The organism is Rhizobium sp. IY2, assembly GCF_047532935.1.
GTDB lineage: Bacteria > Pseudomonadota > Alphaproteobacteria > Rhizobiales > Rhizobiaceae > Rhizobium > Rhizobium anhuiense.
Genome location: NZ_JBLKNU010000015.1, coordinates 1 through 20,415 on the forward strand (window position 1 = coordinate 1; position 20,415 = coordinate 20,415).

The following is a 20,415-nucleotide window of genomic DNA, read 5'->3' on the forward strand; positions in this document are numbered from 1 at the left end:
CACAGCCTCAAGCTTGTACTCGCGGCTGAATATTCGTCTTTGCATTCATGCTCTCCGGTTTCAGGAGGAACACCTTAACTCGATGTCCATGAAACCGGCAGCAGGCCATTCAGCGCTCCGACGATCAGCGCTCCAATCAACGATCCTAAGCCCTCTGCCACACCTTCGAAAGCTTTGCGGCGTAAAATTAACTCTCCGAACGGCCTGCCCATGATGTCAAGCCCGACGGCGACGATATGCGATAACCTGGGCAATTGGACCGCCCCACCAGGCGCCGAACCAAATCCAGACACAACATATACGACCAGAGAAATTATAAGTGCCGAGATGAATGCCGCAGCCATCGCATAGCGTTTGTTCAGTATGCAATGGGCCGCCGCGATAACGGGAACAAGGAAGCCGTTGAGGGACCAAAAGGCCGCCGTTCCCCCTACCGCCAAAGCTAGACTGGCCGCACCCGTTGAAGTCCGCTGCAACAGCCACATGGTGAGAACCGCAACAAAACACAGACCAATGAAGCCGACCTGGAACGACCAACTCAGATTTTCCAGATGCCTACCCCAAAACATCAGAGAAATTACGATAGGCATCGCTACCCACATTTGAAGGCGAGCCATACGGACAATCAGGACCGCCGAAGTGAGCTGAAATACCCATATAAATAGTATGCTCAGTTTCCCTGTCCCGTTCGCTATAACGGTGTCCAGCCCGTAGAGCAGGCGCGGGAAAGTGATCATATGCTCATTGTGCAATGACCAAAGCTTGCCCCAAGACCTGCTGAGACTGACAACCTCCCACGCATCCCAGAACGGCATTGGGCCGTAGGCGATGGAGGTCATCCATGCGGTGGACAGGATTGTCGCACCAGCTAAAGCAACCGCGGCGCTCGTCAAAGGATCAGTCAATGCACGCATATCAACCCCAGGAAACCCGCAACGCGGGCTTAAGTCACTCAACCCCTAATGATCAGTTCGTTCGCTTTGGTAGCGCATATCTGGTGGTGATGTCATCGTAGAATTGAACGGTGCGCCCCTGGCGGGCGTTGGCGCGGTCGAGCGCCTGCCGCTCGCGGGCGAGGATGGCGATGACGGGTTCGCCTTCCACGACAGGCGCAGCGCTTCCTGCCGGCGCAGATCATCGGGCAAAGGCGGCAGCGCTACGCCGGCCAACCGCCTGCCCCTTCACCACCGCCGCCTTGCGCAAGCGCTCAGTGGCGGAGTAGCCACTGACGATCAGCAGCAGTGACAGCGCAAGCGCGGTTCTTTTCCCGCTGAAGCTCATAGGATTGGATCTCGGTTTCGAGTGTGTCTCTGGCCGCCTGCTCGGCCACCTCCACGGCCAAAAGGCGCTTGCGGTGCTCTTCGCTGGCGAGCGACGCCGCATTGCGCTGGCGCTCCATCTCGGCGGCCCTCGCATCGGCAGCAGCCTTCTCGGCCAGCAGCACATAGCCGGCGCGCGCCTCCCGGCCCGCCGAGGGATAGCCGATCGAAACGGCATATAGGTGATAGAGCAGCAGGCCGGCGGCGATGCCGGCGCCCATCTTGAGCGTGTCGAGGATGGAGAACATCAGATGCCCTCGAGGCAGAAGGCGCGTTCTTTCTGCCGGCGCCTGACAAGGCCCGGAAAGACGATGCCGGCGGCGCGGTTCCACTTCAGGAGGGCTTCGCAACCTTCGGCCGTTTTGCCTTGGTTGATGAGTTTGACGACGCTGGAGCCGCACGCGGCCTTGACGCCGACATTATAGGCAAACGAGGTCAGCGCCACGAAGCGCGCATCCGGCAAGGGCACGCGCAAGCAGCCTTCGACGCCGCGCGCATAGGTCTGCAGTTCCAGCGCCAGGAGCGCCTTGCACTCCTCCACCGTCTTGTGATCCCCAGGCTTCACCCCGTTTGTGCTGCCGTAGCAGACGGTCCACGGCGGCCCTTGGGTGGCAGGATCCGGATAGGCGTTCTGGCGAAGGCCTTCGAAAGAACCTACCAACGCAACAGCCATTGCAGCGGCGGCGCTGCCCTTCTTGAGCCTATTTGCCATCTTCGAATTCCTTTTGCTTGGTGACTCGAGCCCAGATACCGAGAAGGCCGAAGATCCCCGAGAGGGACCGGAGGGCAAAACGGACGTCGATGCTCCAGTCGTCGGAAAGATCGACGAGGAGGCCGACGAAGGGCTCGATAAGGATGATCAGCGATGCCGCTGCCCACCACCTAACCGAATAGGCATAGAGAAGCGTGCGCTTCCAGTCGGATGCGAGACGCATGGGAGGCTCCAGATTGCGAGGATTTAACACTGGATATCTTAGGCATGATGCACTAACCCCAAGCGGTAATTGTGCATCGCGGTGGGAGAGCAATCATGTTTGAAACTGAACAGGAAGAATTTTGGGCCGGCGAATTTGGAGATAACTATATCTCCCGCAATCAAGGGCCGGCGGTCGTCGCAGCGAAGACCGCCATGTTTGCTAAGATCTTGCGCTACACCGATCGAGTTCAATCGGTCAGGGAGTTAGGGGCCAACATTGGGTTGAACATCCTGGCGTTGCGAAATCTCCTTCCAAACGCCGAGTTTCAGGCCATCGAAATCAACGGCAGCGCCTTCAAGCAATTAAACGTCATCCCCGACATTACCGCCGCCAATGCTTCCTTGTTTGATCCCATCGATTGGGCGCCGACAGACCTGGCATTCACTGCCGGGGTTCTGATCCATTTGAACCCTGACATGCTGCCGGTAGCCTACAAGCGCCTGTATGAAGCCAGCAGCCGCTATGTGCTTGTTGCCGAGTACTACAACCCGAGCCCGGTCGAAGTTTCCTATCGCGGCCATAACGGTAGGCTGTGGAAGCGCGATTTCGCCGGGGAGATGATGGATCTATACCCCGATCTCAGTCTTGTGGACTACGGATTCATCTACCACCGGGACATTTTCCCGGCAGATGATTTGACGTGGTTCCTGATGGAGAAGCGCTAGAGCGCCGCAGCAGCAGCAAAGAATGCGTCTATCTGCTGTGGCGTCATCCCGATCGCTTGGCCGAAAGCGCCGGCCATCTGGGATGAGCGCTCAAACTCGTTAACCAAGAATAGCATCTTCGCAGCAAATTGCTGGTTTGCTGGCAACGCGCTGATGAATGCCGTGATTATCGCGGGCACTACGCCCATTGTCACGGCCGTCAACGCCTCGTCTTCAGAGATAGCGGCGCCCGCGGCCGCCTGTTCGAAGAATTGGCGCCGACTGACGGTACGGATGAGGGCGTCCGAGAGGCAACGACTTCCCGGTTGTCGGGGACCTCCTCTTCTGCATACCCCGCCTGGAGATTTGCGAAGATGCCGACGATGGCACTATTTCACGCCGCACATATGACATCAGGTTCGCCCTCTCGTATCAACCCAACCCGCCGTAAAGATGCTGTTTGTCAGAATTACTCCGGACACACTTGATGTGAGATAGATCTGCGATGACGTGTTCGTGGAGACGAAATCGATCGTTGTATAGTCCGATTGGTTCGGCCCGATCTGCTGGTAGGGGGTAATGGTAACACCTCCGGCGGCACCAGAACCCATGCTGTTTTGCAGGTTCCCGCCGGCCCCTGTTGCTGCTTGACAAGCCAGAAGAGGGCGCACCACGATCCCCGAAGGGACACTCAGGGTGAGCAGAGCCGTTGGGAAATTGGATGAAGATGCAAAATCTACGATCTGGGTAAACAGATTGAAATAGTCGCCAAACTGATTGAACCTGGCGATAGACGCAGATCTGCGGAGGATAGAACCGATACGACGCTTCCTATCGTAATTGGCTGGCATCGTCGGCGCCGTGGCCGAGGTCGAGAACAGCGCATCCACAACGCCGGTATCCGATCGCTGGATGAGCCAAACGTGATAGGTGGTGTTAGCAATGGAGCCGGTGTCGAGTCCACCATTGCCGGAACCGACTGCCCAGGCCGCATCAAGGCGCTTGGTCAGTGCGGATGGGAGTTGCATTACGAAAGGAGTTGTCCCGTCACTTGCCGCAAACCCGGAGGCCACATCGATATCGTTGGTAGCGTCCCCAGAATTATTGGCCAGGGTGAGCCCATAGAGTTTACCGCGCTCGGGTTCACCGGAAATAGACGCATACGAAAACGCCCCCGACACGGTGAGAGCACCATTGATTGAAAATCCTGCCGCAGACCAAGTGGCGATTTCTACGCCGGTCGCCACAATCGCACCAACGCCGGCCGCCTTGAGATAGATCCCAGTCGACGGATCTGCGGAGAACCCTACGCCCGGCGCTGCAGCGGAGCCAGAGGCGAGTTTCAATGGCGACACCATCGGCGCCGAGCCGTCACGCGGCAGCGAGTTGGTGATTTCGTTGCCGAGGTCGGTGGTCAGCGCATTCCACGGCACGGGGTCGATGACCTGACCGACGGAAGGTGTCGTGCCGGCGGGTTTGGAATAGACGCCGGTTGATGGGTTTCTGGGCATTGGTCTTCTCCAAAAGAAAAGGCCCCGCGAATTGCGAGGCCTTGAATCGTATAGTAGCCACCCATATCCTTGTCGGCGCGCCGTTCGTGCTGCAGCTGCTGCCGATCCGTGGAGGAAAGCAGGCGAGGGCGAACGGCGAGGGATTCTTCGTCAGCATCATCAACTGGCTCTTGGGCGGCGCGCTTGGTTTGATGGTCACGCTCGCTACTGCTGCTGGTCGCCATACCGGTCCAGATCGCCTTCGAAAGCCGCTAAGCCTGTCAAATTCATCCCCCCGGGGCCATGCTGATCGGCGTGATGGCACCGGGGCTATTTTGTGGAAAGATATGCGGGAGTAGGTTACCAGCCACCGCCACCGCCGTTTCGACCTCGGGCGCTAAGAAGCGCACGCGTAAGAGCAGCCTTCGCGCCGGCTTTGCGACCAGCTTCGGGACCGGCTTCCGCCGGCATCATACTGCGGCTTTTGAAGGCATCCATACCGAGTCCTTTCAAAGCCTCTTTGGCAGCGCCACGAAAGGCCTCCTCGGCTCGGTTGCTGAAACCACCTTCCCCGTCGCCGAACCCTTCAGCAGCACCGAGCAAGATGTCGCCCATCCTTCCTGACGGCAACTTAAAAACTCTTTCGGAGGCCAACCCTCCGAGGCCTTGCAACGCTTCGGAGATATAGGGATGCTGGTCGTCGAAGGCCCGATCCATCCCGCGCTGAATAGCGAGTGCGTTGTCATACCGCTCTCCTAGCGTTCGGCCCGGCAGCGGCGGAAACAAAAAATCAGGCAGCACTGGGTCAGCAACGGGCGCTAGAAATGCAGCTGTCCCAGCGCTCGTTTCATCGAGATAGGGACCGACGACCGTGCCGCGGGCGATGGCGCGCAGGGCATTGTTCACCGAGAGATCGCCGGACTGCCCCGCATAAGGGTCATTTCTAAGCTCGGCAACTTTTCTCGGCGGTGCAACCGGTGTTCTATTAAAGTCTGACATTACGACTCCTGTGGATGGTGGTTGGGATCGACATGGCTTCCGAACAGCAGCTTGGAGATCTGCCTCAGCTTTAGGACGGGTCGGAGCGGACCGCCGGCTTCTTCAGCGCTTGCAGAATTGCATCGCTATCGCGCGCTGCCGCGGTGGGACATTCGCGTTGGCAATGGCCTTCAGAAGCGGCTAGCCTCGGTCCGCTCATCGGATTTGGGGTTGAAGATGGCTGCTAACCGAGAGTGGGATGCTGGCGCCTCAAGACGGCAACGAAGGCTCATGAGTTGTCAGGGAACACTGCGCTTGCCGCCGAAGACCGACGGTAGGAAGCCGGGAAATTTTGCCGGCGGAGTTGAAGACGTGCCTGTCGGCGCGGCGGGGGTCTCGGTAGTCCCTGCCCGCTGCTCCTCATTCTGCTGCCTGATCTCCAGCCCGCCCATCAGCGCCTGCGCAAGCCGTGCCGCACCCTGCCATGGCGATTGCACCGGGCTCATATCCATGCCCTGCTGCAGCATGGCGTAGGCCAGCCGCTTGCGCTGGTCGTCGATGTCGCTCTGCGTCTTGCCGGTATCGCCGCCGAAGATATATGCCATCAGTTCACCGCCCTTTCGTAATCGACGCGGTCGAAGCCGTCTGGATGTTCGAACACCGCCTCCGGATGGGTCTTGCGCACATCATCGGACATCAGGCCGATCTGGGTCGGGCCGCCATCCTTGTAGCGGAAGGCGTAGACTGGCAGGCCATTCTCCAGCGTGCCGACGCGGTTGATGTCTTCCTTCAGCCGCCGGTCGGATTTCGCCCAGCCGCCAAGCAGCGAGCCGCCAAGCCCGAAGAGGCCGCCCATCGCCGCATTTGACCGAGCGACCTGCTGATTGTAGAGGCCCATCTGCTGATTGAAGTTTTCGTTGATCAGCCCGGCCTGATCGACGGTCGGCAGCTGCGTCGTCGGCGTGTTGACATAGCTCGGCTGGTGGACCTGCGAGCCCGACATCAGCGCCGAAATCTCGTTCAGCGGCTGGTTTCGCTCGGTCAGGATCGAGTTCTGGGCATTGGAATACATGTCTCCGAGATACTGGTCGGAGGCGGCCTGCTTGCGCGTCGAAAAATCGCGCATGGCGTTGTTATAGGCGGCCGAACCCATCGAGATGCCCTTGTCGGCCAGGCTCTGATCGAGGCTTGCCTGATCGCGGTCCCACTGGTTGCTGAAGCCTGACTGCCAATGGTCGTTAACGTATTTGTCAACGTTCCCGGAACTGAGATCGACGTTGGTGCCAAGGATGCCGGAGACTTTGGCCGTCTGCTGGTTGGCGAGCTTCGCCAGCCCGAGCTGGGTTTGCTGTGACTGGTCATAGATCGCCTGATTCTCAGGCGAATAGGTCTGATAGGCCGAATAGGTCGGCAGCTGATAGGTCTTGCCGGTCTGGTCTTTCATCGTCTGGTAGCCGCTGATCTTGTATTCCAGCGAACCATCCGGCGTGTACTGGTTGGTGTGGCTCAGTCCCGCATTGGCGATGGCAGTGTCGACGTTGGTGGCCGTCTGCGCCGCTGCGGTCTGGGTCGGATCAGGCGCCTTCGGGGCCTTCGGCGTGGAGACCATAGGGAAAATCCTCTTTCATGATTGCGTAAAGCAGCGCGTCGCAGTCGCCGAAATAGGCTTGCTGGCGGCCTTCCAGACGGGCGCCGAGCCGGGCCAGAACCGTCTGGGCCTCGATATTGTCGGCGCGGGTCCTTGCGGTTGCCCGGCGGCAGCCGAGCTGGCGAACCACGTAGTGAAAGACCGATCGCATCAGCGTCAGCGTCAGCCGGTCGGCGGCAAGCGAAACCTCGACGTCATGTTCGGTCCAGACGTTGAAGACGAAGCCGGCGATGATCCGGCCGCGGTCGACATGGGCGAGCGTGGTGTAAGGCGGATCAAAGGTGACGCCGATCCTGGCCCCGACCCAGGCCGCGATCTCCTCGCGCGGTTCGGAGACGATCAAATCGGCGCGCCCTTTTCATAAAGCACGGAGCCGCCGATCACCGCCGCCTCGGAGACGGAGCCCGATGAACCCGAGATCAGCGCGCGGATCGTCGGCGCGAGCGCCGAACCTGCACCGCCGGCGGAGGCGAATTTACGGACGAGCGAAATGCCGGGGAATTTCGCGACACCCCAGATCGCCGTTCCCCATTTCGCCGCCGCATTGTTTTCGACCGACGACAGAAGGGCTGTCGGAATCTTGGTCTGATAGTCCACGGAGATCCCGGCATACATCAGCGTCGACACCCCGATCTGCGCCGTCACCCCGATCAGCTTCGAGAGCTTGGTCGAGAGCCCGTCGCCGTAGCGGCTCCAGGCGCCGACCATCAGCGCATCGATCGCCACGCCATTGTCGTTGGCGCCGGTTTCCGCCTCACGGACCGTGCCGTCGGCGCTGCCGAAGAACAGCCGGTCCTGCCATGTCGCCCAGCAGGAGGCCGGCATGCCGACGAAGCGGCACCAGGCCCCGGTTTCGGTGTTCATGACATATTGATAGGGGCCGAAGGAGGACGGCAGGTTGACGATCGCCATTTGCCGCGCCGGAAAGCTCGAAAGCTGCCACTCCTCGGACGTCGTGCCGATCGCCGCCACGGTCTCGCGCCAGGTCGGGCCGATCTTGGCGGTAATCGCGCCGAGGCTGGTGGCGCCCCGGTCTAGCTGCACCGCCTTGCTGATCGGCACGATGCCATCCGTCGTCATGATCGCCAGATCGGCGCCGACGGAGAGCAGGCAGCGATCGGTGCCGAGCGGCCGGCCGAGCTTGAAAGTGCCGATCAGGCCCCAGTTGGAAGCACTCGAAGGATCCGATCCCTGGAAGACGATCACCTCACCTTCCGAGGAGATCAGCACCAGGCACTGCTGCAGGCCTGTCGAAACGGGGATGGTCCAGACGTTGATCGCAACCAGCGTGCCGCCATATTTCATGTTGCCGCCGACGGGCAGAAGCGTCGCCGCGCCGCTGACGGCATCGGTGGCGAGATACCAGACATTGGTCGAATTCTTCTCGATGAACCACAGACGCGAGCGATAGGCCGTCACCGCGATCAGCAGCGAGGCGTCCGAAATGCCCGTGATCATCGTCGAGGGCACGTAAGGTGTCACGACCGCGCCCTTTTCAAGCTGCGCATTGATGACCGAGCCCGAAACGGTAACGACAAGCGTGCCGGCCGCCGGCGTGAAGGCGAGCGACACCCGGTTGTTGATACCAGTTCCGTTCAGCGTGCCGGTGAAGGCGCCGGAAAGCGTGACGGAGCCGGTGCCGAAGAAGCTCAGCATGTAGGGCGTGTTGCGAACGGCGACGTTCTGGGTGGCAAGTGTTGCTGTGCCGACAAGAAAATTGTTCGTCCAGGCGGTGCCGTTGAAGAGCAAGGGCGTGTCGAGGCCGTTGACGAGACGCAGGAACTCCTGGCCGGCCGGGTTGGTATATTGCTGCACTGACCAATGGGCGCTGGCCATGCCGGAGACGACAGGCGCACCGACGGCGCCGCCGACAGTGACGTCGAATATCTTGTCACCGGCTGCGGCAAAAAGCCGGTTGGTGGCGCCCGAATAGGGCATAACAGTCTGCACGTCGCCGCCGAGGCCGGTGGAAAAGGCGAGCGACCCATAGCGGGCGCGCACCCGGTTGGCCTCGGGAAAGAAGTTGTCGAGCTGAAACGCCGCATCCGCAGGCATATCTGCCATCTCGACATCGGTTCGCCAGCCGCCGATCGGCGCGATCCAGTCTTTGCTTGGCGAAACGCGGCGGGTGCGCCCGTTTGGAGGAACAGGTCTGCGTGTCATGGGTTGGCCACCGCGATTGTGCCCGGCCAGTAATTTTCCGGCGTCTGTCCCCTCACCGGCAGCGAGAGGTCGACGGGCGCTGCGGCGCGGTCGGCGCCGATGGCGGCTTCCTTGGATCGCTCGAAACTGGCGATCTCCTCGCCATAATCGAGGCCCTTGGCCCGCTTCCAGCGCCAGATCAGCGAGAGTTCGAGAAGGTCTTCGGGGAAACGCGCCGTATCGGTATCGTTCGCCCAGTTGCCGGCATAAGTCGCCCCGCCGTTCACCGCCACCCAGAAGCCGGAGATATATTCGTATCCGATCGTCTCGCCTGAGGCGTTGGGGTAGATGTCGAGCTTGCCTCCCGACATGCGCCAGATCTGCGGCACCGGGTTCGAGTTCAGGATCGTCTGGCGCTGCCAGGTCTGCGGCTCGACGGGGCCGTTGAGCTGCCAGAGGCGCGAAGCGTTCCAGATCCTCGCATTGGTGGCGAAGCGGTCCCAGTCGGCGGGCGGCTCAGTCGGCTCGGGGTTAGCGCCGGTCGCGGTGAATTGCCTGTCGACCAGGAGTGTGGACCAATCATGCTCGCGCATCAGGTCGCGGCCGGCGCGGGTGGAGAGGATGCGCAGCTGCATGATCTGCGGATCCGCCGAGGACATGACGGCCGTCGGCGGATCGAGGTCGATTTCCGCGCAGACGTTCTGAATGATGGTCAAGAGCGACATGCACGGGATCTCCGGTTCAGGCGGCGACGCGGCCGCGGGACTTGTTGCCCTGGCCGCTGCCCTGGCGTTCGTTTTCGAGCGCCTCGAAACGGGAGGCCATCTCCTTCATCTGCTCCTGCAGGCGGGTGACCTCGCCCTTCAGCCGTTCGTTTTCGGCGGCAAAGGCCGAGGCCGCGCTGGAATTTTCGGCGGTGGCAAGATAGGCCCGGGCGGCGGCGACGAGCTCGTTCGCCCCCATGCCGACCTTCTGCTTGACGGTGTCGGAAAGCGCTGCGAGCTGCTCGACGGTATAGATATTGACCGCCTCCAGCTCCTTGATCTGGCTGGGCTTGAGATAGGGCCATTGCGCCAGCGGCGTTCCGGTCAGCTGCTCGCGGGCGGCCGCGCCTTCCTTGAAGCGCTTATAAGCGTCGGAAAAGCGCTGTTTGTCGTTTTCGGTAACCTCGCGATAGACTTCGGTGTGCTTGTCGCCTGAGATGAAGATGCGGACGAATTCCTTGTCAGCGAAAATCGGCCGGCCTTCCTTCTCCGTCAGAAAGGTCTGCTCGACCGGTTCGAGGCTGAAGGAGGCATAAATTCCGGTGCTGTTGTCGGGCATGGTGTGTCTCGCTGTTGATGGCGGGGAAAAGTGGGATGGACGCCGAAGCGCCCGCTGTGATGTCGTGCCGGTGGCTGCCCCTCACCCGGGGTCGCGGCATGTCTCTTCTCCCGCAAGCGGGGAGAAGGTGGCGGCAGCCGGATGAGGGGCAGGCCACGGATGACAAAAGAGAAGCAGCAGTCCGAACGGGCGCCGAAGCGCCCGTTGGTTGACGTGATTTAGTTCACCTTCGACAGGAACGGACGCATCAGCGTCGCCTCGAGCACGCCCGTCGCGGTGATGGTGACGCCGGTGCCGTTGGCGGTGGCGTTGGCCGAGAGGGTGATGCTCTGGATGACGCCGTTCGGGTTGTAGGTGATGCCCGAGATCGTCGTGCCGCCTGCAATCCCGGTGCCCGCGACAGCTGCACCGATGAACGGGCCGGAACCGGCGTTGAGGCCGGACAGGCTGGTCAGCAGGTTGGAGCCGTTGACCGTGGTTGCCGTGAACGTCTGGTTGGCCGCCGCAAAGTTGACGTTGGCAATGGCCTTGGTAGTTGCCGTGGCCGAGGCCGGGGCGCTCGCCTGGCCTGCCGTGGTGGTGGTTTCGGCAACGACGAGGGCCGCCGTGGCGGTCGCCACCTGCGACGGCGCCTGGCCGTTGCGCTGCAGCCAGAGGTAATAGGTGCCTGGTGCAAGCGAGATGGCACCGACCGGGCCGCCGGTCAGCGTCGGCGGCTGGGCGGCGCCCGAGAAGATGCCGCAGCGCTGGCCGACGACGGCAGCGGCCGTGGTCAGCAGCGAGGCGACATAATCCCGGGTCCACTGGAACCACTGGCCGGGCTGAAGGGTCGTCTGCGAGGCCAGCACGAGCTGGCAATAGACCCATTCGGATTCACGGTCGCCGCCGGCAACCGCGCCGAGGGCGAAGTTCGGCCCGGGAATACCGGAGCCGGAAACGATCGGGCCTTCGACGACGAACGGGTTCGCGCCAAGACGATCGGTCTGGGAAGTTGCGATGGTCATTGGAGTTGATCCTTTCTCGACTTAGGCGAACAACACGCCCTGCAGGAAGGCGTTGTTCATGGTGAGGTTGCCGGCGAAGCCCATGAGCTGCACGAAGGCGTCCTGGTTGGTGTTCATGCGCTCGTCGCCGATCGGCGCCATGTCGCGGTCGCGGTGCGGGCGGTAGAACAGGTACTTGGTGTTCAGGAAGAACATCTGATTAACAGGCGCGCCGCCGCCGAAGCCGCCGTCGAAGATCACGTCGGCGCCCATGTATTGCAGCGACTGGAAGCCGGACATGCCCTTGTCCGCCGAGGTGATGCGCTGGATCGCCTGCAGCGATTCCCAGTAGAGGCGGAAGAAGTTGTTGTCGGCGACGACGAGATCGGGCGCGTCGGAGCCGCGAACGCAGGACATATAGAGCCGGTTCATGTAGCTCTGGATGTTGGCATTGGTGGCGGCCGCCCCGCCATCGGCCGAGGCCGAGAATTTCTGGTTGCGCCAGAAACCCCAGGTGGCGCGCGAGATGCCGCCGACCGTGCCGGAGGTCGGAGAGGTCGAGATCAGCAGCTGCAGGCCGCCGATCTGCCGCCCGCCATCAGCGGTGCCATCGGAATAGCAGTCGAGGGCGATGTTGTTCTTCAGCGTGGTCTCGGCGTTTTCGATGCGCTGCTCGAGCAGATCGAGGATCGCATCCTCGCCCGAATTCTGCAGCTGTTCGAGACCCGACATGGAGACGGCGACCGCGGCCTGCTTGAGATCGTATTCGGCGGCGGTGATGACGTCGGATGGCTGGACGTTCAGGATATCGTAACCAGAGTCAGTTCTGTTATCGCAGAGGCTCTTTATCCCCTGCTTCTTCACCTTGCGCCAACTCAGTGAAGCTCAGACTATATCTTCCCATTTGCTATGGGCCGGGATTTCGTGGGCAGATTATTCTTTCGTCACTGCCTAGTCGTTCGACCTTCCGCATCCCTCACAATCCATAGGATTGCTACATATGCGGCTTGGTTCGGGATTGCCATCATTTTGATTCAGATGCTATTATTAGAACACAACATCTGATTGGCGATGGTTTCCCCCGAATTAACCCGGTTTTTCACCTGAGGTAATACGTGCCAAAGATCACTTTGACATGTGAGTATTGCGGAGCTTCTTTCGAGAAATGGCCTTCGGCGATCCGCTATGCGGAAGCCAACGGAACATCTTCTAAGTTCTGCTCCAGAGCCTGTGTCGGCAAAGCCCGTTCAGATGGTTCGATCGGAGCTAAAAAGACGCGAGGCTCGACCCTTGTCTGCGAGGCGTGTGGGAATGGCTTCTATCGAACCGTCAGCGACATCAAGGCGGGTCGGTCTCGGTTTTGTTCCGAGCCCTGCCGCCAGGAGGGATTTAGGCTGAAGCTGATCGATAAAAGCGCCCCACGTCCTCAAAATCTAAGGGGCAAAACAATCACATGTGTCGTTTGCGGGGATCAGGCATATCGCAAGAAATCGATGATCGAAAGGAACATCGATAAGACCTGCGGCGATCCTAAATGCGTGTCAGCCTATGGCAGGTCCATGTGGGGACTTGAGCCATATTCCGAAGAGGAGTTCTTGAAGCCGCGCCCTAGGCGCCGATACCGAACCACTAATTTCACGCCATTGCAGCGAAAGAAGTGGCTTGGAACGGAGTGCGCTCATTGCGGTTCGACTTCCAACCTAACGCTGGATCACATAATCCCTTGCTGTGCAGGTGGTACAAACGTTCAAGAGAATGCTCAAACGCTATGCGGTCGCTGCAACAATATCAAAGCTGCCACGACGGACAGGCTTTTGGCACGCAAGCAAACCTCAGGCGGCGGCTGCAAAAGTTAACCGCTTGAAGGTGCTGTTTTCCTGGTACTGCAGTTCCTGAACGATGGTGCGGCCGCCGGAGATGGGCTTCTTGCGGCCGCGGCTGTTCAGACGGGTGAGAAGACCGTTGTTCTTCGTCACGTCGTCGGCGACCGTGCCGCTGCGGTTGCGCAGCGTCGTGGTCACGATTTCAGAGAGGTTGGGCGAAATGGGCATTGATCATTCCTTTGATCAAACTTGACCGCGCGCGGAGCGCATGGCGTCGCGAAGCGAGTCTCGGATTGAAGTGGGCTGGCCTCTTGCCGCATCGCGGGTCGGGCCCGGGGCGGAAGATCCAGAGATGGATCGCGAGGCGCGGCGGGCTTGATCTGCCGCTGCGGCCCTCTGGGCTTGCTGTTGGTGGATAGGCGCCTGCGCAGTCTGGCTGATCAACTGCCGGCGAATGTCCGGGCGCATCCAGCATGCGGCGTCGTAGGCGTCCTGAAGCGATGATGCCCGCCCTGCGTTGATAAGGGCGACCATGTCGTCGAGAACGTCATCGGCGTGCGCGTTTGCCGGGTCGGAAAGGAAGGCATCGACTTGAGTTTCGGTGTCCCTTTTCCTGAGAACATGTTCGACCGTCGCCTCGACATTGATGGGTCGAGGTTGCGGCTGTACCTGCTGCGAACTCCGCTGCAGGACCTGATCCGTCTGGCCATTGACCAGGGCATGAAGATTGACCCCGGCCATCCTGGCGACGTGAACGACGGTATTGACGGGATCGTGGATCAGCGCCTTTTCCCAGTCGATCGCCCGGCGCATGACGTCTGCATGCGTCATGCCGGCCTGGCGGATGAGCGGCGTGAATTCCTCGAGCCCCTTGTAATCCTGCAGGACGCGGAAGCCGTTATCAACCTCCTGCTCCCGCTTGGCGATCGCCGCCTGCACTTCACCGGGAAGGCTGGTAAATTGCGCCTTGGCTTCCGCCGACCAGCCGGGCGGAACCCGGCTGCCGATGGCTGCGGGCTGTTCAACGCCCTGCCCTCGGCTCTGTGCCTGCGGCGTCTGATGGGCGGCAGCGGTTTGCTCCTGCCCCTTGGCCAGGAAGCGGCCATTTTCGCCGTCGCGCGGCTGGCCGGTGATATCGCCAGGTCCATTGCCTTCGACGGTGTCGATTGCCGCCTTCAGGCTGTCGCGGATGCTGACCGGCCTTTCATTCAAGGACTTCTCATCGAACGCGCCAAAATCTTCGCTGCCGTTGCCGGCCTCGTTCAGGTCTTCCATATCCATTGGGAAAGTTCCTTTTTCGGGGATTGATGCCCGCTAGGTCTTTGTCGTTATCCCGGAACCGCTGCACACTTCCGGGCGACACGCATTAGGTGTTGTATTCGGCGTAGACCCGCCGCAGTTCATTGCGGATTGCCTTTCGATCCGTCTTCGGCTTCTCGATCGGCTGCGGCTTTTCATTACCGATCTCGACCACGCCGGCCGCCCGATAGGCGGAGCGCAGCTTGGCTTTCGAGGTGTAATGCCTGCCGTCATGCATCGACTGGATATCGATGCTGTCACTGACGAAATGCGGCGCCGGCAGATCGGACTGCGCCAGGTTGTCAGCCGGCATGCAGTTGTGCGGCCATTTGTCGAGTGCGTGCCAGCCGCCGCAGACGCGGCAATAGCGTTCTCTCATGTTTCAACTCCAATCACTGATAGGCCGGCTGCTGTGCCTGCAGCTGCTGCAAGGCCTGCGCCGCCGCCTCGCCGCGCGCCTGTTCCACCACGACGCGATGCTCGATCTCGGCCTGGGCGACGCCAAGCTCGGCTTTGCGCTGTTCGGCGCCGGCCTTCACCTGAGCCGTTTTCAGCTTGAGCATCTGCTCGGGCGAAGGTTGCGGCGGTTGCTGCGGTTGCTGCGGCGCGGTCGCCGCCTCGGAGAGCTTGGCGCCGACCTGCTCCAGCGTGCTTTCCAACTGGCGGCCGGCCCTGAAGCCGCGGGCGGCAAAGAGCAGCGTCTCGACCATGACGGGAACGAGGATCGGGTTCTGCTGCGCCATGGCGCCGGCCTGCTGCAGGAAGCCGCCGACCATCTGCACGAATTCCATGCGGCGCTGCTTTTCGGCGTCCTCGTCGGGCTCGATCGTCGAATCCGTTTCGATGTCGATCTGGAAACCGCGAATGCTGTCGTTGCGCAACAGCTGCACCACCTCGTCGATCGTCGGCTGCTGCATCATCTGCTGGAGCTGCGACGGCATTTCGGGCGTCGCCATTTCAGGGGGCGACTGGGCCGGCTGGCCCATTTGCCCGGCGCGCGCCGCAGCCTGCTGGGCAGCCATCTGCATCTGCTGCATCTGCAGCTGAACCTGCTGCTTCTCGGCCATTGTCGGCAGCTTGATGCCGCTCACCAGCATCAAAGTTTCCGGCTGGAACTGATCGCAGATGATTTCGCCGGCCAGGCGGATGATGTCGCGGGCAAACCTGGCAAGCTCCGACTGGCGGTCGCGGATGCGGATCGAGCCCCACTGGCTCTTGATGCGCTGCGCCGTCGCCGTCTCCGACGCCTGGGTATCGCCGCGGACGATGTCGGAAATGCCGGTGATCTGGTAGACGTCTTCGATCAGCTGCTTGCGGGCTTGTATGCAGGCGATGATGACCTTCTGCACCTCGTCGATCGGCAGCGTCACGATGGCTTTCGAGCCGCCCTTGTCGGTAAAAGCCGCCCATTCCGGGATCGGCACCATCACCGCGTCATTGTCAGGCCGCATCGCCTTCTCGATCGCCGGCGAGATTGCGCCGTCGCCGGAGGGGTAGAATACTTTCAGGCGCAGCTGATCGGTCAGCTTGTTGACGCGCTTCGTCAGCAGATCGATCTCGTCGCATTGCTGCTGATAATAGACATAGTCGGGCACCGGGATCAGCGAGCTGGTCGACATCGTTCCATAGGCCGGGCGCGGGCAAGGCCAGAAATGCGTCAGGTCGAGCGGCGGCTCCGACACTTCGAGCGCCACCGGCGCGCCATCGGCGATCCAGACGGTATAGTTTTCGCTCTTGCACCAGATCTCCCAGACATGGGTCTTGCCCTCGTTCTCGGCGCGCTCGGTCTGGCTGGTGCCCTTGTTGCTGCCGGCACCTTGTGCCTGGAGCGATGCCATCGCGTCGGAGCCGAAGCGCTTCTCCAGCTCCTCGTCGGTCATCGGAACGCGCCGCGCCACCCAGGTCACATCCTTCCAGCGCCGGGCCGGCGAATGCAGGAAATCCGACCAGTGCACATAGTCGATGCACACACGCTCGTCGCTGATCACCTCGGGCGGAGCGCCGCCATTCCCACCCATGCCGTCGCCTGGCAAACCGCTGGGCAAACCACCGAGGAGACCCTCGGGCAAGCCACCACTGGCCGGCGGGGCGGAAGGCTCGACGCCCATGTCGAGCGGCTCGAAATCGGCCTCGTAGCGCAGCCACACCGTGCCGCGGGCACAGAGCAGGAAATCGTCGCGCACCGCCCGCATGATGGAATCGATATCGGCTTCATCGCCGGTATAGGCGAGATTGCGCTCGACCAGTTCCGAGGCCATGCGCGCCACCGGCTGCGCATCCTTGAAACGGCGCTCGACGACCGGCTGCGGCACGCGGGCATAGACGGCCGGCTGCAGCACCGAGGTATTGGCCCACAGCATCGGAAACCGACGCTTGGCCGCATTCGTCTGGTCCGACTGCTGGTCGAGATAGATCTTCTCGATCTTGACGCAGCGGTCATGCCAGGACTTGAAATAGCGCTGCGCGCGCTCGAGCTCCTGCTGCCAACGGGCGCCGACCTTTGCCAGGTCCCATTGCTGCCCGCCCTCTGAAACCGCTGTTTCGTCTTCCATCAAACACGCTCGCTGTAGGTCGGGGTGGAATCGACAAATTCGTTGAAAGTCATCGTCTGGAAAGTCGGCAGGCTCTTCACTTGCGGCTTCAGCGGTTCAGGCGCCAATCCGGTGAAGATGATCGCCAGACCGCCGAAAGCGTCCGCACCGTGCGATGCCCAATTGTGCAGAGGCTCGTCGCGGAAGACGCTCAGATCCTCGTCCCAATCCTTGCGGTAGTTTCTGAGACATTTGATGCCCTGGATGCAGCCGGCCTGATCGAACTCGATCCTCGCCAGAATGCGCCGGGTGCCGTTGATGCGGTCATGGACATAGGCGCGCTCGATCTTGCGGACGGTGCCGAGACCGCGGGCCCTGACCTCTTTCAGCATGACCTCGATGCGGGTCATGCCGCCGCGTGTCCATTCCCTGACCTTGATGTCATGCGGCATGTTGTGGATGCCGTAGACATAGCCATGTTCTTCGCCGCGCCGCTCCAGCTCGTCGAGCATGCCGTCCATGCCGGTGCCGGTATGCTCGAAATAGCCGATCATCCGGACACGGCCAGGCAGCACCTGAAACAGCCAGACGCTGTTGGTATCGTCCATGCCGATGTCGGAAATGGTGTGGACGGGATAGCCTTCCACATGCGGGAAAACCCCGATGCGCTCTTCGGCATCGGCGACCGCCATCTGATCGGCGTAATAGGCGCCCTCGACGCTCGCCTCGAACGCTTCGGCCGGCGTCGAGGGATATTCGCGCTTCATGTCGCCGAGCTGGGTTTCGGCCTTCTTGACGTACCAGGCCTTCTGCCCGTCCGTCAGCGTGATGCCCTGGTCGGCCAGATTGCGGAAATATTTGACGAAAGCATCGGTGATGATGACGCCCTGGGGCGCGATCGAATATTGCGGTTCTTTCCACCAGGGGAAGAAATGGAATTTGAAGTCCAGTTCGGTCAGCTCTAGCGCCTGGCGCTGCTTGACCTGGGAATCTTCGCAGAGCGTGTAGAAATGCCCTTCCTGACCTTCCGCCGTGCTTTCGACGAAGACCAGCTGGCCGGCCTGCACCGTATTCAGCGCGCCGGTGCGGACCTCCCTCGCCTTGTCGGGATATTTCGCGCAAAGCTTTCCATATTCGGAGATATGGAGATATTGCAGCGTTCCCGAGCGCAGTGAGGTGCCGACGCGGATGCTCGAATTATTGCCAAGCAGCAGTTCGGTCTGGTTGGCTCGGACGACAGGCACGGCGTTGCGGATACCATCCGGCAGATTGTCATAGGGATATTTGATCTTGTCCCTGAAGATCGTCTGCACGTCGCCCAGTGTATGAGCGATGGTGCCGGCCCTGATATCCCGGTTGAAGACGCAGGCATCGAGCATGAAGATCTGGATGAAGGTGGTGAGACCGAGCTGGCGGGCTTTCAGCAGCACGTTGAGATAATGCATCTGCTCGAAAAAGGTCATCTGCGTCCAGTTCATTTCGAACCTGACGCGTTTGCCCGATTTGTCGGTGATCCAATAGAGGTTGTTCAGCCGCCAGCGCCAGTCGGAAAACTGGTCAACCGCCGTCTGGAAGTCCGCGGGTTTTGCCATTGATCACATCCAGCAACTGCGAAACCTCGCCGGTCACGCCGTGATCGAGCTCGACCTTGGCGCCATATTTCTTCGGCTTCAGCTTCTCGGCGACCCATTGGCGAGTGGCGATGCGCAGCTGCGACCGCCGGATCGCCTCGCCATTTTCCTGCCAGCCGGTGGTTTCGCCGGCGGCGTTCTTCTTTTCGATCCAGTCATTGCTGCGATCGTCGGCGATCTCGACCATCTCGTCGACGAAGCCGTCTGCCAGGATCTCGCGCGCCAGGGCATAGCGCGCCCGAAACGCCGCCTTCTCCTCGTCGGCCAGCCAGGACAGCACGGTCGATTTCGCCGGCATGTCCTCGTCCCGGCAGATCGACCGCAGGCTTTCCCTGTCGGCGATGCGCTCGCAGATCTTCTCGGCGATCGCCTGGCTGAACTTGATCGGTCTTCCCATGAGGCGCTGCTGCCGAATTCTCTAAAAAAGCGCGACGATGTTGGACGCCGTGGTCCCGGTCAGCGCCACGATGGCGGCATGAACCGGCAGGATCGTCCCGGCCGGCACGCTCCTGAAAATCACAGGATCCATGTCGCGCCGCGGCGCAATGGCAACGTCCCCCGCCGTGCCGACATAAAGCGCACGCGCACCGACGATGGCGGTATCGTTCGGCGTCACCGCGGCGGCCCGCGAGGCCGGAGCAATCGAGGCGTCCATTGCAGTTCTCCTTGAAAGGGCGAGCTTTTATCTTGAGGCGGCGTGAAGAGGTGCCACCCCGCGCGATATTGGGCGCAGGAGAGACGTCGCTCCGTCGCTTGTGGGCGAATTTGGGTTGGACAGCGACCAAGCGAATTTATTTTTGTATGTACACTTATTTGCATAACGTCGCGAATTAATGTACATACAAATGATGAAAATCACCTGGGACGAAGCAAAGAGGATCGCCAATCTTCAGAAGCATGGCTTCGATTTCGAAGACGTGTATTTCTTCGATTGGAAGAATGCCGTCATTACCACCAGCCACGGCGGCCGCTTCAAGGCTATCGGCTATTATGAGGACGGAACCGCTGTCGTCGTCTATGCGCTGCTTGGCAGCGAGGCCGTTTCGATCATCAGCTTTCGCCCAGCCAGCAACACTGAAAGGAAGGTGCTTTCATGACCGCTAAATATCCTGTCAAGAAAGAATTTCAGCCCGGCAATGGCTACTCGAAAGAGGATTGGGATGCAGTCGATAGTCCCGAACTCACCGATGAGGAGCTTGCATCGGCCCGGCCGGCGGTAGAGATCCTTCCGGATGCATTTTTCGACCATGTCGACGAGATACGCAGAGGCAGAGGCCGACCGGCGCTCGAACAGACGAAGCAGACCATCACCATCCGCCTCGATCCTGATGTGATCGAACATTACAGGTCAGGCGGAAGAGGATGGCAGAGCAGGATCAACGATGATCTGAGGAAGCTGTCCGGACTTCAGAAATGACCGGTCCGCAAGCCTTGGCAAGGAGCGCATACGATCGGAGGGCGGGGCCGGCTTGATCGCCACCACCTGTGGATTCAAATTTCGCAGCTTGGATTTGCGGTAGTGATAAATGATCTGCCAGGGGGTGATCAAGGGCTAATTGTGAGTCTCGCGCCAGTTCGAAACCGAGCCTCGATCAAGTGGGCGCCAGAATGCCATTCGCTGCAGCGG

Annotated in this window: 25 protein-coding genes and 3 pseudogenes; 5 read left to right on the top strand and 23 right to left on the bottom strand. The window is 60.8% G+C overall.

The genetic code is table 11. The features are described 5' to 3' along the window. Positions 1–74: 74 nt before the first annotated feature. The 5 genes and pseudogenes from ACMUVN_RS30270 to ACMUVN_RS30290 all read right to left on the bottom strand — a co-directional run bounded on the left by ACMUVN_RS30270 (position 75) and on the right by ACMUVN_RS30290 (position 2,254). The gene (locus tag ACMUVN_RS30270; protein ID WP_414815872.1) at positions 75–914 is read right to left on the bottom strand and encodes a hypothetical protein; all 840 of its coding nucleotides are present in this window, start codon (positions 912–914) and stop codon (positions 75–77) included. A 52-nt stretch (positions 915–966) separates the two neighbouring features. After that, positions 967–1,169, bottom strand: a pseudogene (locus tag ACMUVN_RS30275) (hypothetical protein). Positions 1,170–1,207: 38 nt separating this feature from the next. Next, on the bottom strand, positions 1,208–1,567 hold the full coding sequence (locus ACMUVN_RS30280) for a hypothetical protein (RefSeq protein WP_414815873.1): 360 nt from the start codon (positions 1,565–1,567) through the stop codon (positions 1,208–1,210). Then, positions 1,567–2,031 carry a lysozyme gene (locus tag ACMUVN_RS30285; protein WP_414815874.1) on the bottom strand — a complete coding sequence of 155 codons (465 nt, stop codon included), beginning with the start codon at positions 2,029–2,031 and terminating at the stop codon, positions 1,567–1,569. Before ACMUVN_RS30285 ends, ACMUVN_RS30280 begins: the two co-directional genes overlap by 1 nt. Further along, a complete protein-coding gene (locus ACMUVN_RS30290; protein WP_414815875.1) occupies positions 2,021–2,254 on the bottom strand; it encodes a hypothetical protein in 234 nt (77 codons plus the stop codon). The genes ACMUVN_RS30285 and ACMUVN_RS30290 overlap by 11 nt, the downstream gene beginning before the upstream one ends. Before the next feature lie 95 nt (positions 2,255–2,349). Here ACMUVN_RS30290 and ACMUVN_RS30295 point away from each other — a divergent pair, with 95 nt between their 5' ends. Next, complete coding sequence (locus tag ACMUVN_RS30295) at positions 2,350–2,961, top strand: pseudaminic acid biosynthesis-associated methylase (RefSeq protein WP_414815876.1); 612 nt, start codon at positions 2,350–2,352, stop codon at positions 2,959–2,961. On the opposite strand, the gene ACMUVN_RS30300 is transcribed toward ACMUVN_RS30295, so the two are convergent. Together ACMUVN_RS30300 and ACMUVN_RS30305 are read right to left on the bottom strand one after the other, a co-directional pair. Then, positions 2,958–3,164 carry a hypothetical protein gene (locus tag ACMUVN_RS30300; protein WP_414815877.1) on the bottom strand — a complete coding sequence of 69 codons (207 nt, stop codon included), beginning with the start codon at positions 3,162–3,164 and terminating at the stop codon, positions 2,958–2,960. The genes ACMUVN_RS30295 and ACMUVN_RS30300 overlap by 4 nt on opposite strands. A gap of 189 nt (positions 3,165–3,353) precedes the next feature. Beyond that, entirely contained in the window at positions 3,354–4,451 is a 1,098-nt protein-coding gene (locus tag ACMUVN_RS30305) for a hypothetical protein (RefSeq protein ID WP_414815878.1), read from the bottom strand. Between ACMUVN_RS30305 and ACMUVN_RS30310 the strand changes: the two genes are divergently transcribed. After that, positions 4,436–4,789, top strand: a complete 354-nt coding sequence (locus ACMUVN_RS30310; RefSeq protein ID WP_414815879.1) for a hypothetical protein — start codon at positions 4,436–4,438, stop codon at positions 4,787–4,789. The two genes, ACMUVN_RS30305 and ACMUVN_RS30310, sit on opposite strands and share 16 nt — an antisense overlap. A 1-nt stretch (position 4,790) precedes the next feature. On the opposite strand, the gene ACMUVN_RS30315 is transcribed toward ACMUVN_RS30310, so the two are convergent. From ACMUVN_RS30315 to ACMUVN_RS30355, 9 genes and pseudogenes are all read right to left on the bottom strand, one after another. Beyond that, positions 4,791–5,429 carry a hypothetical protein gene (locus ACMUVN_RS30315; protein ID WP_414815880.1) on the bottom strand — a complete coding sequence of 213 codons (639 nt, stop codon included), beginning with the start codon at positions 5,427–5,429 and terminating at the stop codon, positions 4,791–4,793. A gap of 278 nt (positions 5,430–5,707) precedes the next feature. Then, entirely contained in the window at positions 5,708–6,013 is a 306-nt protein-coding gene (locus ACMUVN_RS30320) for a hypothetical protein (RefSeq protein WP_414815881.1), read from the bottom strand. Then, positions 6,013–7,017 (bottom strand): tail fiber domain-containing protein, encoded by a 1,005-nt coding sequence (locus ACMUVN_RS30325; protein ID WP_414815882.1) that lies wholly within the window; start codon positions 7,015–7,017, stop codon positions 6,013–6,015. Before ACMUVN_RS30325 ends, ACMUVN_RS30320 begins: the two co-directional genes overlap by 1 nt. Next, entirely contained in the window at positions 6,983–7,399 is a 417-nt protein-coding gene (locus ACMUVN_RS30330) for a GNAT family N-acetyltransferase (RefSeq protein WP_414815883.1), read from the bottom strand. The genes ACMUVN_RS30325 and ACMUVN_RS30330 overlap by 35 nt, the downstream gene beginning before the upstream one ends. Continuing rightward, positions 7,396–9,219 carry a hypothetical protein gene (locus tag ACMUVN_RS30335; RefSeq protein ID WP_414815884.1) on the bottom strand — a complete coding sequence of 608 codons (1,824 nt, stop codon included), beginning with the start codon at positions 9,217–9,219 and terminating at the stop codon, positions 7,396–7,398. The genes ACMUVN_RS30330 and ACMUVN_RS30335 overlap by 4 nt, the downstream gene beginning before the upstream one ends. Further along, positions 9,216–9,923: a hypothetical protein gene (locus ACMUVN_RS30340; protein WP_414815885.1), complete on the bottom strand. Its 708-nt coding sequence runs from the start codon at positions 9,921–9,923 to the stop codon at positions 9,216–9,218. Before ACMUVN_RS30340 ends, ACMUVN_RS30335 begins: the two co-directional genes overlap by 4 nt. 16 nt (positions 9,924–9,939) lie before the next feature. After that, entirely contained in the window at positions 9,940–10,521 is a 582-nt protein-coding gene (locus ACMUVN_RS30345; protein ID WP_414815886.1) for a hypothetical protein, read from the bottom strand. A 218-nt stretch (positions 10,522–10,739) separates the two neighbouring features. Continuing rightward, entirely contained in the window at positions 10,740–11,525 is a 786-nt protein-coding gene (locus ACMUVN_RS30350) for a hypothetical protein (RefSeq protein ID WP_414815887.1), read from the bottom strand. Positions 11,526–11,546: 21 nt separating this feature from the next. Then, positions 11,547–12,323: pseudogene (locus ACMUVN_RS30355) on the bottom strand (phage major capsid protein); the annotation flags it as partial. A 740-nt stretch (positions 12,324–13,063) separates the two neighbouring features. Between ACMUVN_RS30355 and ACMUVN_RS30360 the strand changes: the two are divergent. Beyond that, entirely contained in the window at positions 13,064–13,360 is a 297-nt protein-coding gene (locus tag ACMUVN_RS30360; RefSeq protein ID WP_414815930.1) for an HNH endonuclease, read from the top strand. On the opposite strand, the pseudogene ACMUVN_RS30365 reads toward ACMUVN_RS30360, so the two are convergent. The 7 genes and pseudogenes from ACMUVN_RS30365 to ACMUVN_RS30395 form a co-directional block, all read right to left on the bottom strand. After that, positions 13,361–13,555, bottom strand: a pseudogene (locus tag ACMUVN_RS30365) (phage major capsid protein); the annotation flags it as partial. A 15-nt stretch (positions 13,556–13,570) separates the two neighbouring features. Beyond that, positions 13,571–14,608: a hypothetical protein gene (locus ACMUVN_RS30370; protein WP_414815888.1), complete on the bottom strand. Its 1,038-nt coding sequence runs from the start codon at positions 14,606–14,608 to the stop codon at positions 13,571–13,573. An 85-nt stretch (positions 14,609–14,693) separates the two neighbouring features. After that, positions 14,694–15,005: a hypothetical protein gene (locus tag ACMUVN_RS30375; protein ID WP_414815889.1), complete on the bottom strand. Its 312-nt coding sequence runs from the start codon at positions 15,003–15,005 to the stop codon at positions 14,694–14,696. Positions 15,006–15,018: 13 nt separating this feature from the next. Continuing rightward, positions 15,019–17,178, bottom strand: a complete 2,160-nt coding sequence (locus ACMUVN_RS30380) for a hypothetical protein (protein WP_414815890.1) — start codon at positions 17,176–17,178, stop codon at positions 15,019–15,021. After that, the gene (locus tag ACMUVN_RS30385; RefSeq protein ID WP_414815891.1) at positions 17,178–18,749 is read right to left on the bottom strand and encodes a terminase; all 1,572 of its coding nucleotides are present in this window, start codon (positions 18,747–18,749) and stop codon (positions 17,178–17,180) included. The genes ACMUVN_RS30380 and ACMUVN_RS30385 overlap by 1 nt, the downstream gene beginning before the upstream one ends. After that, complete coding sequence (locus ACMUVN_RS30390; RefSeq protein WP_063476572.1) at positions 18,715–19,185, bottom strand: hypothetical protein; 471 nt, start codon at positions 19,183–19,185, stop codon at positions 18,715–18,717. Before ACMUVN_RS30390 ends, ACMUVN_RS30385 begins: the two co-directional genes overlap by 35 nt. 21 nt (positions 19,186–19,206) lie before the next feature. Continuing rightward, positions 19,207–19,443 (bottom strand): spike base protein, RCAP_Rcc01079 family, encoded by a 237-nt coding sequence (locus ACMUVN_RS30395; protein WP_414815892.1) that lies wholly within the window; start codon positions 19,441–19,443, stop codon positions 19,207–19,209. Between the two features lie 193 nt (positions 19,444–19,636). Between ACMUVN_RS30395 and ACMUVN_RS30400 the strand changes: the two genes are divergently transcribed. Both ACMUVN_RS30400 and ACMUVN_RS30405 read left to right on the top strand, forming a co-directional pair. Beyond that, positions 19,637–19,885 carry a BrnT family toxin gene (locus ACMUVN_RS30400; RefSeq protein ID WP_414815931.1) on the top strand — a complete coding sequence of 83 codons (249 nt, stop codon included), beginning with the start codon at positions 19,637–19,639 and terminating at the stop codon, positions 19,883–19,885. Next, complete coding sequence (locus ACMUVN_RS30405) at positions 19,882–20,205, top strand: BrnA antitoxin family protein (RefSeq protein WP_414815893.1); 324 nt, start codon at positions 19,882–19,884, stop codon at positions 20,203–20,205. Before ACMUVN_RS30400 ends, ACMUVN_RS30405 begins: the two co-directional genes overlap by 4 nt. Positions 20,206–20,415: the final 210 nt, after the last annotated feature.